This is a genomic window from Prevotella sp. RM4 (assembly GCF_000701965.1).
GTDB lineage: Bacteria > Bacteroidota > Bacteroidia > Bacteroidales > Bacteroidaceae > Prevotella > Prevotella ruminicola.
Genome location: NZ_JNKG01000013.1, coordinates 142,309 through 157,914, shown reverse-complemented (window position 1 = coordinate 157,914; position 15,606 = coordinate 142,309). Strand labels below are relative to the sequence as shown.

The window sequence follows — 15,606 nt, the reverse complement described above, 5'->3', positions numbered from 1 at the left end:
GGGCTATTCTCTACTATAGGGAAGGTTGGATACGCGTTACTCACCCGTGCGCCGGTCGCCATCAATCAAAGCAAGCTTCGATCATGCTGCCCCTCGACTTGCATGTGTTAAGCCTGTAGCTAGCGTTCATCCTGAGCCAGGATCAAACTCTTCACTGTAAAAAATTGTTTGTTTTTTCTATTTAAAATAGAAATATATCTGTCTCAGAACAACTATCCAAATTCAAGAAATTGAAACGGTTTGTTCATTTACCCAAGAGCATTTCTGCTCTTGCTTCTTGTACTACTTCTGTTTATGTAAATCTTTCAAAGAACTCTTTCTTTCAGTGCTTGTCAGGTGGTGTTCCTGATTTGCGGGTGCAAAGGTACAACAAATTTCAATACCAACCAAACATTTTCCAAAAAAAATTCCCAAAAACATGAAAGTTTTCGGGAATGTTTACATTCTTTATATTACACCTTATATATAATATATAGACAAATGCAAAATTCTATATTTTTGAGGTTTTTATTCAAAAATCTCCTCGATGTCGTTTTCGCCACCAGAATCGTCGGTCTCGCCACCACCCATCGGACAAGGATCGAAACCGGCAGGTACATCAAACACCTCGTCCTGGTGATATCCTAAACGGGCATTTTTATAAACCTGCTGCATGTAGAGTGCGAAAATGGGCAGTGCACCCGAGGCTCCCTGGCCCATGGCCATAGAGTTGAAGTGGATATCGCGATCGTCGCCACCTACCCAGCAGGCGTTAACCAATGTGGGGGTAAGACCTACGAACCAGGCATCGCTATTATTATTGGTGGTACCTGTTTTACCTGCCAGCTGACCGGTGAGGTTATACTTGAAGCGCAGACGACTGGCGGTACCGCCATCAACTACATTGCGCAGCATATATATCATCTTATGTGCACTCTCCTCGCTAATCACCTCGTTCAAGCGGGGCTGGAACTGGGCAATCACATTACCCTCGCTGTCCTCGATCTTAGTAACAAACATGCACGCAGCGCGGATACCATGGTTAACAAATGCGGTATAAGCACTGGCCATCTCGCCTACACTGATGTCGCAAGGACCCAGACAGAGGGCCATCGAAGGATGGATATCGGGGTTGCGGATACCGTACTCGTGAAGCAGATCGACGAAGGCACGGGGATTGAGCTTACTCATGAGGTAGGCCGAAATCCAGTTGTTTGACTGCTGCAAGCCCCACTTCAGGGTTACCATCTCGCCGTAGCGGGCCTTACTACCGTTGCGTGGCGTCCACGACTGACCGGCCACGATGTAGGTCTGCTGTACGTTAGGCGCCTCGTCGCAAGGGGTAAAACCATTCTCCATGGCGAGCGAGTACAGATAGGGTTTGATGGTAGAACCAACCTGGCGGCGACCTTCCATCACCATATCGTAAGCAAAGTGCTCGTAGTTAAGACCACCCACGTAGGCCTTTACATAACCATTCTGTGGACACATGCTGATAAAGCCGGTACGCAGGAATGATTTGTAATATTTTATCGAGTCGAGTGGCGTCATAATGGTATCCACCTCGCCGTGGTAAGTGAAGACCGACATCTTGGTCTTGGTACGGAACGAGCGGTAGATCTCGTCCTCGGTTGCCCCACTCTCCTTGAGCACACGATAGCGCTCGCACTGACGGATAGAACGATTCAGAATCTGCTCTACCTGGGCAGCGGTGAGGTTGGCCGAATAAGGGGCATTCTTCTTTGACTGCATCTCCTTATCGAAGGCGGGCTGCAGGAACTTTACCACGTGCTGGTAGGCAGCTTTTTCGGCATACTCCTGCATGCGCGAATCGATGGTGGTGTAAACCTTCAGGCCATCGGTATAGATGTTATAATTCTCGCCATCGCGCTTCTTGTTTTTGTTACACCAACCGAACAAAGGGTCTGTCTCCCAGTTAATTGAGTCGGTGACGAACTTGGCCATATTCCACGAAGGATAGTTGGCACGGACGGGTTTTTTGGCGGTCATGTACTGGCGCAGGTACTCACGGAAATACTGTGCCAGACCTTCCTTATGGTCGGCCACATGGAACTTGAGAGTGAGTGGCTGGGTACTGAGCGAATCGTAGGCTTCGGGGGTAAGGTAGCCGGCCTTTACCATCTGACCGAGCACCACGTTACGACGGTCGCGACTGCGCTCGGGATTGCGTACGGGGTTGAAGTAAGAAGGGTTCTTACACAGGCCCACGAGTGTGGCCGACTCGGTAACGCTCAGGTCTTTTGGCTCTTTGCTAAAGTAGGTGTTGGCAGCTGTCTTGATGCCCACCGCATTGTGCAGAAAGTCAAAATAATTCAAGTACATTGTAATAATCTCGTCCTTGGTGTAGGTACGCTCCAGTTTGACGGCTATCACCCACTCGATGGGTTTCTGCAGCAGGCGCTCGACGGTGGAGTGAGCCTGTTCGGAATACAACTGCTTGGCCAGCTGCTGGGTGATGGTAGATCCACCACCGGCACTCTTCTGACCTAAGATACCTCTTTTTACTATCGCGCGCGCGAGGGCGATGAAATCCACGCCCGAATGATCGTAGAAGCGCACATCCTCGGTAGCCACCAATGCCTGAATGAGTGATGGAGCGATTTTGTTGTAATCTACCATCACTCGATTTTCACGATTATAATTCCAGGTGCCCAACAGCTGGCCATCGGCAGAATAAATCTGGGTGGCGAAGCGACTGATGGGGTTCTGAAGGTCTTCGATAGGTGGCATATAACCAATCCAACCCTTATCGATGGCGTAAAAAGCACCGGCCGTGGCCAGGATGGTTAATGTCAATAATGTCCATAGAAAATAGACAAATAGCTTTCTCATATCCTCTTTTTAGTTACTTTTTGGTGCAAAATTACTATTTTCTTTCAAAATACGGCACGGAAATCAGAAATATTGTGTAATTTTGCGCCGAGAAAATTAAATTATTGATGAAAAAGCATAATTTTGTAACAATTGCCGATCTCACTCGAGAGAAGATCCTCTACATGATTGAGATGGCGCAAGAGTTCGAGAAGCACCCCAATCGTGAGTTGCTGAAGGGCAAAGTTGTGGCAACCCTTTTCTTCGAACCCTCAACCCGAACCCGACTTAGTTTTGAAACAGCAGCTAACCGTCTGGGTGCCCGTGTTATCGGATTTGCCGATCCGAAGATTACCAGCGGCACCAAGGGCGAGACACTGAAGGACACCATCCTGATGGTATCGAACTACGCCGACGTGATTGTGATGCGCCATTATATCGAAGGCGCTGCCCAGTATGCTTCGGAGGTAGCCCCAGTGCCCATCGTGAATGCCGGCGACGGCGCACATCAGCACCCCTCGCAGTGTATGCTCGACCTCTACTCGATCTACAAGACGCAAGGCACGCTGGAGAATCTGAACATCTATCTGGTGGGCGACCTGAAATACGGACGAACGGTACACTCGCTGATTATGGCCATGAGGCACTTCAACCCCACCTTCCACTTTGTGGCGCCGAAGGAACTGGCCATGCCGAAGGAATACAAGATTTATTGCGACGAACACGGCATTAAGTATCAGGAGCACACGGCGTTTAACGAGAAGGTGATAGCCGATGCCGACATATTATATATGACGCGCGTGCAAAAAGAAAGATTCAGCGACCTGATGGAATACGAACGCGTAAAGAACGTATATGTGCTGAACAACGACCTGCTGAAAAACGCCAAACCTAACATGAAGATATTGCACCCGCTGCCACGCGTAAACGAGATTGCCTACGAGGTGGACGACAACCCACATGCTTACTACATACAACAGGCCGGTAACGGACTGTTTGCCCGCGAGGCCATCTTCTGCGATGTGCTGGGAATTACACTCGACGAAGTTAAAAACGACAAAACTATTATTCATTGAACATTGAACATTGAACATTATGAATAAAAAGGAGCGATTGGTTGCCGCGATTGAGAACGGCACTGTGATTGATCATATTCCAACCGACAAGACATACCAGGTGGCCAGCTTGCTGGGACTGTTTACACTGAAAACACCTGTTACCATCGGTTTTAACTATCCCTCGAAAAAGGTGGGCTCGAAAGGTATCATCAAGGTGAGCGATAAGTTCTTTACCGACGACGAGGTGTCGCGCCTCTCGGTAGTTGCACCTAACGTGATACTGAGCATTATACGCGACTACGAGGTGGTTGAGAAGCGCAGTGTGGTTACACCATCGGAGATTAAGGGCATTGTGAAGTGTAATAACCCCAAGTGTATTACCAACAATGAGCCGATGAAGACCCACTTCCACGTTGAGAACGGCATTCTGACTTGCCACTACTGCGAGAAGGAGCAGGATATCAACAAAGTGGAACTGTGCTAACATTGAACATTGAGCATTGAACATTGAACATTGAACATTTTTTCCCCAATAAACAAAACAATGAACAGAGACAACACAATCTTCGAGTTGATTGAGAAAGAGCATCAGCGCCAGCTGAAAGGCATTGAGCTGATTGCAAGTGAAAACTTCGTAAGCGACCAGGTGATGGAAGCCATGGGATCTTACCTGACTAACAAGTACGCCGAGGGTTATCCTGGACACCGTTACTATGGTGGTTGCCAGGTGGTTGACGAGGTTGAGCAGTTGGCTATCGACCGCGTTTGCAAGCTTTTCGGTGCTGAGTACGCTAACGTACAGCCTCACTCAGGTGCTCAGGCTAACGCTGCCGTACTGCTGGCCGTACTGAAGCCAGGCGACACATTCATGGGATTGAACCTGGATCACGGTGGTCACCTGTCGCACGGATCACGCGTAAACACATCTGGTTTGATCTACAACCCCATCGGTTACAACCTGAATAAGGAGACCGGTCGCGTAGATTACGACGAGATGGAGCAGCTGGCACTGGAGCACAAGCCAAAGCTGATTATCGGTGGTGGTAGTGCCTACAGCCGCGAGTGGGACTACAAGCGCATGCGTGAGATTGCCGACAAGGTTGGCGCACTGCTGATGATCGACATGGCTCACCCTGCAGGTCTGATTGCAGCCGGACTGCTGGAGAACCCTGTGAAGTACGCTCACATCGTAACATCAACAACCCACAAGACTCTGCGTGGTCCTCGTGGTGGTATCATCCTGATGGGTAAGGACTTTGAGAATCCTTGGGGTCTGAAGACACCAAAGGGTGTAACCAAGATGATGAGTCAGTTGCTGAACTCAGCCGTATTCCCCGGACAGCAGGGTGGTCCTCTGGAGCACGTGATCGCTGCCAAGGCTGTGGCTTTCGGCGAGGCTCTGCAGCCTGAGTTCAAGGAGTGGGCTAAGCAGGTACAGAAGAACGCTAAGGTACTGGCCGACGAGCTGATTAAGCGTGGCTTCGGCATCGTTAGCGGTGGTACCGACAACCACTCAATGCTGGTTGACCTGCGCTCTAAGTATCCTGAGCTGACTGGTAAGGTGGCTGAGAACGCTCTGGTTGCTGCCGACATTACCGTTAACAAGAACATGGTTCCATTCGACAGCCGCAGCGCTTTCCAGACTTCTGGTATCCGTCTGGGTACACCTGCCATCACCACACGTGGTGCTAAGGAGGACCTGATGGTTCAGATTGCAGCCTGGATTGAGGAGGTACTGAACGATCCTGAGAACCCAGAGGTTATCGCAAGCGTTCGCGCCCGCGTTAACGAGAAGATGAAGGATTATCCTTTGTTCGCTTATTAATAAATAAAAGCCCCAGCCGATTGGCTGGGGTTTTTATTTGTTTTATTTCAAATTATCATTGAAATGATTGATGGCCTGGCGGTACAGGTGGTTGCGGGTGTTACCACCCGAGATGCCGTGATTGCGGTTGGTATATACTAACTGACGGAAATCCTTATCGGCCTGTACCAATGCCTCTACGTATTCGGCGGTGTTCTGATAGTGAACGTTGTCGTCGGCCAAACCATGGCAGATGAGCAGCGCACCATGCAGGTTGTTGGCACGGGCGATGGGGTTAACCTCGTCGTAGCCGCTGGCATTCTCCTTAGGTGTACGCATGTAACGCTCGGTATAGATAGAGTCGTAATAACGCCAGCAGGTAGGAGGCGCGATGGCCACACCGGCACGGAACACAGGGCGACCCTCGGACATCGACATGAGGGTGTTCCAGCCACCATAGCTCCAACCCCAGATGCCGATACGATCCTTATCTACATAACTCTGATTACCCAGCCAAAGGGCTGTCTCTACCTGGTCGCGAGCCTCGAGCTCGCCCAGGCGCAGGTAGGTACACTTCTCGAATTCGGCGCCACGACCGCCGGTACCACGGTTATCAACGCACACGCAAATATAACCCTGCTGACACAGATACTGCTCGAGGATGGCACCATTGCCAGCCATGCCCAGGCCCCACTGGTTGAGCACCTGCTGCGAGCCAGGACCGCCGTACTGATACATGATGACGGGATACTGCTTGTTGGCATCGAAGTTGGCGGGCTTAACCATATAACCGTTCAGCTGCACGCCCTCGCTGGTGGTAAAAGTAAACATCTGCTTCTGACCCAGCTCGTAATCGGCCAACTTTGCCTTGAGCTCGTGGTTGTCGATAAGTGTGGTGAGCTTTTTGCCGTTGTTCTGGCAGATGGTGTACTGGGCGGGATTGTTGATATCGCTCCAGATATTGATAAAGTACTTGAAGTTCTTGCTGAAAATGGCGTTGCTGACACCCGACTTAGGAGTGAGCGCCTCTACCTTGCCATTCTGGTGGGCCACCATCACCTGCTGCTCGGTAGCACCAGTGGGGTTAGCGGCAAAATAGGTGTCGCCGGTCTTCTCGTCGTAACCGTAAACGGCTTTTACCACAAAACTCTCGTGGATAATCTGGCGCAGCAGCTGTCCGTTCAGGTTGTACAGATACAGATGGTTGTAGCCATCGCGCTCGCTGGGCAGCAGGATGTGCTGATCGGTGAGCTGGATGTCGTCGAGCACCTCTTCCTTGATGTACTTATCAACCTTATCCTCGATAGCCAGCTTGCAAACGGTTGAGAGCGGGTTGGCCATATAGATACGCAGCACGTCCTGGTGGCGGTTCATGGTCATGATGGCCACCTTGGTAGGATCGCTGGTAGCTTTGATACGGGGGATATAATCCTCGGCACCCAGGGGCACGTCGATCTTGCGGGTCTGATGACTCTTGATATCGTAGCTCCACACGCTAACCTTGGAGTTAACCTGACCGGGCACGGGGTACTTATAGGTGTAGTCGCCAGGGTACTCGGCAAACTCGGTGCGGGTGGGCTTCAGGCCCTTGAACAGCTGCATAGAGTACTGCTTAACGGCGCTCTCGTCGTAACGGATCCACAGAATCTGCTTAGAGTCGGCTGTGAACACCATCGACGAGTTGGTTGAGAACTCCTCCTCGTACACCCAGTCGGGGATACCGTTGATCACCTCGTTGCGCTTGCCGTCCTTGGTAACCTGACTCTCGGCATTATCGTAGAGCAGCTTTACCAGGAAGATGTTGTTGTCGCGTACGAAGGCAATCTGGTTGCCATCGGGCGAGAACACGGGCGTTTGCTGAGGACCGCCATCCGACAGGGGCTCCAACTTGTTGTTGCGGATGCTATATATATAATAGGTGGCGGTGAACGAGCGACGATAGATGGCCTTGGTGCCAGTCTGGATGAGCAATCGGGTGCCATCGGGACTCATGATGTAACCATCCACCTCACTGATCTCAGCGCCACGGGCGGTGGCTGCATCGAACAGCACGCCTACCTGTTTGCCGGTTTTAAACGAGTAAGTAACAATCTGCTTACCATCGCTGCTAATCTGCGCGTAGGTCTCGCCATCGGCCAAGGGGTAAACGGCGCTGATGGACTTACTGCGGAACTCGCCCTTGGTAATGTCGGTGAGCGTAATCTGCTTGCCAGCCGAAGCACTCACAGCCAGCGCCAGCGACACGCCAAGCGAGAATAATCTTAATTTCTTCATATTTTTCGAGTTTTTACTGTTTCAGACTGCAAAGATAGCGTTTTTTTCGTTAACTTTGCACACTGATGGATTTAAATAAAGTGAATACACCCTATTATAACGACTACGGCACGTGGATACGGCGCCAGTTTCCGTACCGTGTGCAGAAGATATCGATAGATGCCGGCTTTACCTGTCCGAACCGCGACGGACGGATATCAACGGGCGGCTGCATCTACTGCGACAACCGCACGTTTAACCCCTCGTACTGTCAGCGACGCCTGAGTGTGAGCGCGCAGCTGGCCGAGGGCAAGCAGTTTTTTGCGCATAAGTATCCCGACATGAAGTACCTGGCTTATTTCCAGGCGTTTACGAATACATACGCCCCTATCGAGCAGTTGAAAGCGCTGTACGAAGAGGCGCTGGCGGTTGAGGATATCGTGGGCATTGTGATTGGCACACGCCCGGATTGCGTATCGGACGAACTGCTGGATTACCTGGCCGAGCTGAACCAGCGTACGTTTGTGCTGGTGGAGTACGGACTGGAAAGCTGCAACGCCGCAACGCTGCAACATATCAATCGCGGACACACGTTCGAGCAGTCGGTATCGGCCTTGGAGCGCACCCACCAACGCGGATTGCTCACCGGCGCGCACATCATCCTGGGACTGCCGGGCGAGGATGCGGCCGAGAGTCTGCGCCAGGCCCCTATCCTATCGCAGCTGCCCATCGACATTCTGAAGATTCATCAGATGCAGATTATCCGTGGCACCAAGTTGGCCGAGATGTACGAACGCGAGCCGTTCCACATCTACAGCGTGGATGAGTACATCGAACTGATTGCCCAATACATACAGCGCCTGCGACCGGATATGGTGCTGGAGCGTTTTGTGTCGCAATCGCCTAAGGAACTGCTGATAGCACCGCATTGGGGACTAAAGAACTACGATTTTACCAACAAACTGGTAAACTACCTGAAGCAGAATGATATACACCAAGGTCAGTTGGTTTTGCGGAACTCAGAATAGTTGTTGTTTCGCAGCATCTGGTCGATGGTAAGGTTGTGGCTCTTCATGTAGCGATCAACCATACGGGTATAAACGGTGTTGAACACGTGCTTGCCGTAAGCCTGATTGATGACCCATTGGATTTTGCCGATATGCATGTCGCGCTCCTGCTGACTGAGGGCGCGGTCCTGCGGCATGGGGTACAGACTGAGCAGGTAGAACCCGGCGCAATCGGGCACAATGTAGCTGCGGGTCATCGTGGCCAGCTGACTCTTTGAATAGCCGTAGAGTGGATTCTTGTAAAGGGGATAATCGCTGCCCAGGTACTTATCCAAGCAGATACCGATAGAGCCGTTGCCCACAATCACACTCTGATCGAGCGAACCAATCTGGGCATACACCTCGGGTACCTCGATGCCAGGGATATGCTCGCGCAGATACTTGAACACCTTGGTAAAATCGGCATTGATATCATCCATGCTGGCATACTGCTGCTCGGCCTCGGAAATGAGCGCCTGCAAGGTAGAATCCTGATAGAATCGCAGGAACTTAGTGTTAATCTGCTGATCATCCACCTTACCGATACGCAGCACATCCTCGATAAGCGTGCGGGTTTGCATCGGATAAGCGGTGTTCATCTGCTGCAAAGCCGAAAAATCGCCGGTGGTAAGGTACAGACTCTGGATACGGTCGTAGCGATCAACCTTAACTATAAGGTCGTCGCCTGCTGTAAATTGCCATTCACAGCTAATGCATCCAAAGAGCACTATCAACAGGAAATAATATACCTTGCGCACGGGCTATTTTTGTGGGGTAATGATATACTTATGTTAAAAAAATCGTTGCAAATATACTAAAAAATATTTTAAAAACCAAATTTTAACCTAAAATATTTAAATAAAAGTATAAAAACCTGCACATTTTTGTTTATTTGTGTAAAAATCGGGGGCCGTTTGATGGTTTTTGTGTACTTTTGCTCTCTGCTAAGACAAATAAAAAGATGAAGAAGAAAATGATAACGTTGGCACTTGCTGCCATCAGTGTGATGACCGCCCAGGCTCAGCAGCAGCTGACCGTGAGCGTTACTAACCCATCGGCTGCCGCACGCACCGATCAGGCGGTGATAATCCCCCTTAACAGCTACGGCGAAGTGCGCCGCGCGCTGGTTACCTGCGAGGGCAAGGAGATACCCTGTCAGCTAGATGATCTGGACCAGGACGAGGTGTTCGACGAGCTGTGCTTTTTGGCCGATCTGAAGGGCAAACAGCAGTTGAAGTACCAGGTACAGCTGTTTACCGACCTGTGCGACGAGCCTGCCAAATACCCTGCCCGCGTGTTTGCCGAAATGCTGATTCGCAACGACAAGGTGAAGGAGAAAAACAAGCACAACAACTTTATCGAGGCCATCACCGCGCGCGGCGACTGCGCTAACTCGTACAACCTGCAGCACCATCACGGCGTGGATTTTGAGAGCGAGCTGAACGGTATCCGCATCTACTTCGACAAACGTCAGACACTGGACCTGTACGGTAAGTTCCAGAAGCGCCTGGAGCTGGAGGAAACCCAGTTCTACACCCAGCCTGAGCAGAAGGCACAAGGTTACGGCGACGATGTGCTGTGGGTGGGCAACACCTTTGGACTGGGTGCGTTCCGCGGTTGGGACGGAAAGCAGCCCACGATGATTGAGCCCGTGGCCTCGCGCACACAGCGCATCATCTCGTACGGTCCGCTGCGCACCATCGTAGAGTTAGTAGATAAAGGTTGGCAGGCACCATCCACCAACACCTACCACCCATCACCCATCAACCTAACGATACGCTACATCCAGTATGCCGGTCATCGCGACACCGATGTAGAAGTATATTTCACCAAGAAGCATACCGACGTGAGCAACTACCGATTCTCTACCGGTGTGATTAACGTAAAGGGTTCGGAGGAGTTTACCGACCATAAGGGTTTGCGCGGCTGTTGGGGCAGCGACTTCCCCACAGGCGACACCATCAACTTTAAGCGCGAAACGGTGGGCTTGGGTATATTGATACCCCAGCAGTACATGGCCAGCGAGGAGCCAGCCAACAAAGACAACTATGCTTTTGTGGTAAAAGCCAACCAGAATATACTGAAGTACAAGATAGCGTATACCTCTGATAACGAGACATTTGGCTATCATACCGCTAAGGATTGGTTCAATTTCCTGAAGCTGTGGCGCAAGGAGGTTGAACAGCCCGTAAAGGTGGTGATTACCCAGCCATAACTAAAGGGGCAAGGCACTAAACAGCTTGCGACCTTTAGCGTAATACTGCCAGAGCAAAGAGAACGATTTTTGCTCTGGTATTTTTATGGTCTGACGCGAAGCCTGAATGGCCTGGCGGTCGGCTTCAAAATCTTTCTTCCAACGTTTAAAAGCGCGACGGGCACGGTAGATAGCCTTGAAGTCGCCCCAGTTACGACCCAGAATCAGGGTTTCCCAGGCGGCCAGGTAATCCAGGAACCAGCGCCAACGCATCACGTGCTGCAGCTCGCCATCGGGCAGGCATTTATACAGCATCGTCAGGTTGTTGCGGAAGTTCAGGAAGGTCTTCATCGGGTTACCCTTAGGCAGCGTGCCGCCACCTACGTGGTACACGTAACTATCTGGAATGCAGACGATACGGCGACCACGAATGCGCAATCGCCAGCACATATCAATCTCTTCGTTATGGGCAAAGAACCGGGCATCCAATCCGTTTACAGCCCAGTAATCGGTGCTGCGGATGAGGAGCGCGGCGCCTGTGGCCCACAGGATATCGGCTACGTCGTCGTACTGTCCGTTGTCGGCCTCGACGGTATCGAAGATTCGACCACGACAGAAAGGATAGCCAAAGCGGTCGAGATAGCCACCGCTGGCACCGGCATACTCAAAGCGGTCCTTATCAAAGATGGAGAGCAGCTTGGGCTGACAGGCAGCCACATCGGCATGGGCATCCAGGTACTCGATCATCGGGGTGAGCCAATGGTGGGTAACCTCGATATCGGAGTTGAGCAGCAGGTAGTACTCGGCCTGGATCTGTGCCAAAGCCCGGTTGTAACCCTCGGCAAAGCCCCAGTTCTGGTCCAGCACAACCAGCTTTACCTCGGGGTAATGCTGCTGCAGGAACGCCAACGAATCGTCGGTTGATGCGTTATCGGCTACATAAACCGTGGCCTCGTCCTTTGAGTAATTAAGCACGGAGGGCAGATACTGCTCGAGCATCTGGCGACCGTTCCAGTTGAGTATGACTATTGCTACTTTTTCCATTTTTTCGCGCGCGTACATTATATAATACACATTAACGACTCCTTATCGCGGGTCATCTCGCCCAGCTTCACACTGATAAGCTGATTGTCGAAATCGGGGTTGGCATCCTTGGCGGGCAGCTCTACACGGATATAGTTCTTAGTAAAACCGTGCATGGCACGACCGCGGGTAGCCTTCTCGAACAGCACCTCGGCCTGCTGGCCGATATAACGCTCGTAGAAAGCATGGGTTTTCTGATCAGAGAGTTCCAGCAGGCGCTTTACACGCAGCTTCTTCTCCTTCTCGGGAACCACGTAGGGGATGCTGAGGGCCGATGTGCCTGGGCGCTCGGAGTATGGGAACACGTGCAGCTGAGTAACATCCAGGCTATCCAGGAACGTGTAGGTCTCCTCGAAGCACTCGGGTGTTTCGCCACGGCAGCCCACCATCACATCCACGCCGATAAAGGCATCGGGCATCAACTCCTTGATACGGTGGATCTTCTCGGCAAACAGCTCGCGATCGTAATGACGATGCATGAGCTTGAGCACCGTGTTGCTACCACTCTGCAGGGGGATGTGGAAGTGCGGCATGAAGGCACGGCTCTTGGCGCAGTACTCGATGAGCTCGTCCGAAATCAGATCGGGTTCGAGCGAGCTGATGCGGTAACGCTGAATGCCCTCTACCCCATCGAGCGCCTTAACCAGGTCGATAAACTTCTCGCCGGTAGTCTTACCAAAGTCGCCGATGTTCACACCGGTGAGCACAATCTCCTTACCACCCTCGGCAGCGGCCTCCTGGGCCTGCGCTACCAGCGAGGCAATCGTTGGGTTGCGCGAAAAACCACGGGCGTAGGGAATGGTACAGTAGGTGCAGAAATAATCGCAACCATCCTGCACCTTCAGGAAATAGCGCGTGCGGTTACCCTTTGAGCAGCTGGGCGCAAAGGATTTGATATCCTTGGTTTTCTCACGATAATACTTAGCTGTGGGGGCGCCTGTCCAGGCATCCGACAAGAACTGAACCAGGTTGGCCTTCTCGTTAGAGCCTAACACCAGACTTACACCCTCGATCTTTGCCACCTCGTCGGCCTCGAGCTGGGCATAGCATCCCGTTACCACCACAAAGGCACCGGGATTCTCGCGCACCAAGCGGTGAATGGCCTGACGACATTTCTTATCAGCCACCTCGGTTACCGAACAGGTGTTTATCAAACAGATGTCGGCCTGCTCGCCTTTCTGGGCAGTACTTACGCCCAGGTCCTGAAGCATCTTACCAAAAGTAGATGTTTCTGAGAAGTTCAACTTACATCCGAGTGTAAAATAGGCAGCCTTTTTGCCTTGAAATGCTGAGGTATCTATCATATATAAAATAGGTGTATTGTTTGCGGGCACAAAGGTACGACATTTTTTGCAAAAAACACGCATTTTGAGCCATTTTTAAGTTATGTGCGAAAAATACACTAAATTTAACATTTCGTAAGTGGTTGATTTACAGCGTTTTGCGAAAAAGTTACAAAAACCCCTAAAAAAAAATCGAAAAAAATGATACGTTGTATTAAAATAATGCTTACCTTTGCATCGTTTTAATAAACAAATGATTGTTTTACAGATTTTAAAAGCTTAGAAAAAATGAAGAAATTGGTATTCATGTTCGTAGCAGTTGCTGCTATCTCTTTCGCATCATGTGGTAACAAGGCTCAGGCTCCTGTACAGGACACTGACTCTATCGCCGAGGTAGTTGACACTGTAGCTGACAGCCTCGCTGTTGACACAGTTGCTGCTGATTCAGTTGCTCAGTAATTGAACGAACGATTGAGAGAAAGAGCCCGTAGAACTCAGTTCTGCGGGCTTTATTTTTGTGCCAGCCCCTACCCTATGTTATTATTAGGTTAAGGCGCGCGCATTTCTTGCACAATCAAAATTTGTTGCTTATATTTGCAACGTGAAACTTATAAACCAAAAAAGTTATGAAGAAAACCTTCCTTATCCTGGCCATAGCCTTTACAGCTGTTAGTGCCAACGCTCAGTTCCTGTTCCGCATCAGCGGCAAGAAAATCAAAGAGCCATCTTATATCCTCGGATCAGTACATACATTGCCCGGCTCTCTGCTCGACAGTATCCCCGAATTTGTCGAGGCCGAATCGAAATGCCGTCAGCTTTATGCCGAGTACGATATCAGCAGTCAGCAATCCATGGCCCAGGCACAGGCTGCAGGACAGCAGGCTATCAGTCTGCCCGAAGGGAAAAACATCTTTGACGTACTGAATCAGGACCAGATAGACCTGCTGAACACGCGCTTTAAAGAGACTTTCCAAGTGAACTTTACCGACTCGGTGATGAAAAGCGTATGGAACTATCAGCCTAACGTGCTGATTACCACATTCAGCTTGATATTTACAAGTCAGGAGATGCAGAAACATCCCGAGTTAGGCATGACCGGCACACCGATAGACATGTTCTGTATCAATCGTGCCAAGGAGCGCGGATTAAGCTTCGGACAGCTCGACGAGGTACAGCCCGAGGATAAGCTGAAAAAGATGCGCGACTCGCTGAATGCCAAGATCGACGTGCAGGTTGACTCGCTGGTGGCTTTTCTGAGCGACATGGAGCATCGCAAACAGATGATAGCCGACGAGCTGAACACGGTAGCCAAGACCGGAACCTATTGGAAAGAGGGCGATTACGATAGTTTTGCACAATCAGACTACTGGATTTCGCAGGTTAACAAGCAGCCCGAACTGTTTAAGGCCCGCAACGAGCGATGGTTGCCCAAAATCAAAACCGCCATCAGCCAAACACCAACCCTATTTGTATTCGGCGCAGGACATCTGATTGGTCAGTCGGGCATTATCCAACTACTGCGCAAAGAAGGCTATAAAGTAGAACTAATAAAGAGAAAATAATGAAAGTACTAAAGATCAACTACTCAAAAAAGTTGCCCGCCATAGGACTGCTGATTCTTGTTCCATTGGTTGGCGTTGTGGCATACTTTTCTATGTGCAACAAAGACGCCTTCAGGTTCGTTAGTGCATTCGCTGCTGTCATGTTCGTTAATTTAGCGATCGAACTGATCAGAGGTTGGCGTCGCATCGTTGTCAACGACGAGTGCATAGAGGTAAAAAGCAGGTATCAGTGGACGGTCTGCTTCCGCGACGTAGAGGATTTCTACCCTGTTACCTACAAGGGCCAGTATCTTATAGGCATACATTACAAGCAGGAACACGAGAATTATCGTACCGACGAATACCTGGACGAAACCCGCGAAACACGCATGGGCTATAAACTCAGTCCCGGTGCTCCCTACGAAATCCCCACGCGCTACCTGGACATCAAGCCCCAAGAGCTACTGAAGCAACTAAACGAGAGATTACATCTTCAGAAAATAACAAGCCGCACAGAATAGTGCGGCTTATTT

Annotated in this window: 13 protein-coding genes and 1 rRNA gene; 8 read left to right on the top strand and 6 right to left on the bottom strand. The window is 50.6% G+C overall.

From position 1 onward, the window contains the following. Together T499_RS0112750 and T499_RS0112745 are read right to left on the bottom strand one after the other, a co-directional pair. A 16S ribosomal RNA gene (locus T499_RS0112750) occupies positions 1-158 on the bottom strand; the annotation flags it as partial. A gap of 349 nt (positions 159-507) precedes the next feature. Beyond that, positions 508-2,832, bottom strand: a complete 2,325-nt coding sequence (locus T499_RS0112745) for a transglycosylase domain-containing protein (protein WP_033151277.1) — start codon at positions 2,830-2,832, stop codon at positions 508-510. A 107-nt stretch (positions 2,833-2,939) separates the two neighbouring features. Between T499_RS0112745 and pyrB the strand changes: the two genes are divergently transcribed. Genes pyrB through glyA form a run of 3 tightly spaced genes read left to right on the top strand, consistent with a single transcriptional unit; the run spans position 2,940 to position 5,694 of the window. Next, the gene (pyrB, locus tag T499_RS0112740; RefSeq protein WP_033151276.1) at positions 2,940-3,887 is read left to right on the top strand and encodes an aspartate carbamoyltransferase; all 948 of its coding nucleotides are present in this window, start codon (positions 2,940-2,942) and stop codon (positions 3,885-3,887) included. 19 nt (positions 3,888-3,906) lie between these two features. Beyond that, positions 3,907-4,353, top strand: a complete 447-nt coding sequence (locus tag T499_RS0112735) for an aspartate carbamoyltransferase regulatory subunit (RefSeq protein WP_013065436.1) — start codon at positions 3,907-3,909, stop codon at positions 4,351-4,353. Between the two features lie 60 nt (positions 4,354-4,413). Continuing rightward, positions 4,414-5,694: a serine hydroxymethyltransferase gene (gene glyA / locus T499_RS0112730; RefSeq protein WP_033151275.1), complete on the top strand. Its 1,281-nt coding sequence runs from the start codon at positions 4,414-4,416 to the stop codon at positions 5,692-5,694. Between the two features lie 42 nt (positions 5,695-5,736). Here glyA and T499_RS0112725 read toward each other — a convergent pair whose 3' ends face one another. Next, complete coding sequence (locus T499_RS0112725; protein ID WP_033151274.1) at positions 5,737-7,947, bottom strand: S9 family peptidase; 2,211 nt, start codon at positions 7,945-7,947, stop codon at positions 5,737-5,739. A 65-nt stretch (positions 7,948-8,012) separates the two neighbouring features. Between T499_RS0112725 and T499_RS0112720 the strand changes: the two genes are divergently transcribed. Beyond that, positions 8,013-8,954: a tRNA modification radical SAM protein MnmL/YtqA gene (locus T499_RS0112720; RefSeq protein ID WP_033151273.1), complete on the top strand. Its 942-nt coding sequence runs from the start codon at positions 8,013-8,015 to the stop codon at positions 8,952-8,954. Here T499_RS0112720 and T499_RS0112715 read toward each other — a convergent pair. Then, positions 8,927-9,730, bottom strand: a complete 804-nt coding sequence (locus T499_RS0112715) for a gliding motility protein GldB-related protein (protein WP_033151272.1) — start codon at positions 9,728-9,730, stop codon at positions 8,927-8,929. The genes T499_RS0112720 and T499_RS0112715 overlap by 28 nt on opposite strands. A gap of 203 nt (positions 9,731-9,933) precedes the next feature. On the opposite strand from T499_RS0112715, the gene T499_RS0112710 reads away from it, so the two are divergent. Continuing rightward, positions 9,934-11,187, top strand: a complete 1,254-nt coding sequence (locus T499_RS0112710; RefSeq protein ID WP_033151271.1) for a DUF4861 domain-containing protein — start codon at positions 9,934-9,936, stop codon at positions 11,185-11,187. Here the strand turns inward: T499_RS0112710 and T499_RS0112705 are convergent, their stop codons facing one another. After that, on the bottom strand, positions 11,188-12,210 hold the full coding sequence (locus T499_RS0112705) for a glycosyltransferase family 2 protein (protein WP_013063275.1): 1,023 nt from the start codon (positions 12,208-12,210) through the stop codon (positions 11,188-11,190). Positions 12,211-12,227: 17 nt separating this feature from the next. Continuing rightward, positions 12,228-13,553 carry a tRNA (N(6)-L-threonylcarbamoyladenosine(37)-C(2))-methylthiotransferase MtaB gene (gene mtaB / locus T499_RS0112700; protein ID WP_033151270.1) on the bottom strand — a complete coding sequence of 442 codons (1,326 nt, stop codon included), beginning with the start codon at positions 13,551-13,553 and terminating at the stop codon, positions 12,228-12,230. A gap of 267 nt (positions 13,554-13,820) precedes the next feature. On the opposite strand from mtaB, the gene T499_RS14885 reads away from it, so the two are divergent. From T499_RS14885 to T499_RS0112690, 3 genes are all read left to right on the top strand, one after another. Next, positions 13,821-13,991, top strand: coding sequence for a PG1828 family lipoprotein (locus tag T499_RS14885; protein ID WP_013064048.1), 171 nt, complete (start codon positions 13,821-13,823; stop codon positions 13,989-13,991). A gap of 167 nt (positions 13,992-14,158) precedes the next feature. Further along, on the top strand, positions 14,159-15,094 hold the full coding sequence (locus tag T499_RS0112695) for a TraB/GumN family protein (protein WP_013064633.1): 936 nt from the start codon (positions 14,159-14,161) through the stop codon (positions 15,092-15,094). Continuing rightward, positions 15,094-15,594: an STM3941 family protein gene (locus T499_RS0112690; protein ID WP_033151269.1), complete on the top strand. Its 501-nt coding sequence runs from the start codon at positions 15,094-15,096 to the stop codon at positions 15,592-15,594. Before T499_RS0112695 ends, T499_RS0112690 begins: the two co-directional genes overlap by 1 nt. Positions 15,595-15,606: the final 12 nt, after the last annotated feature.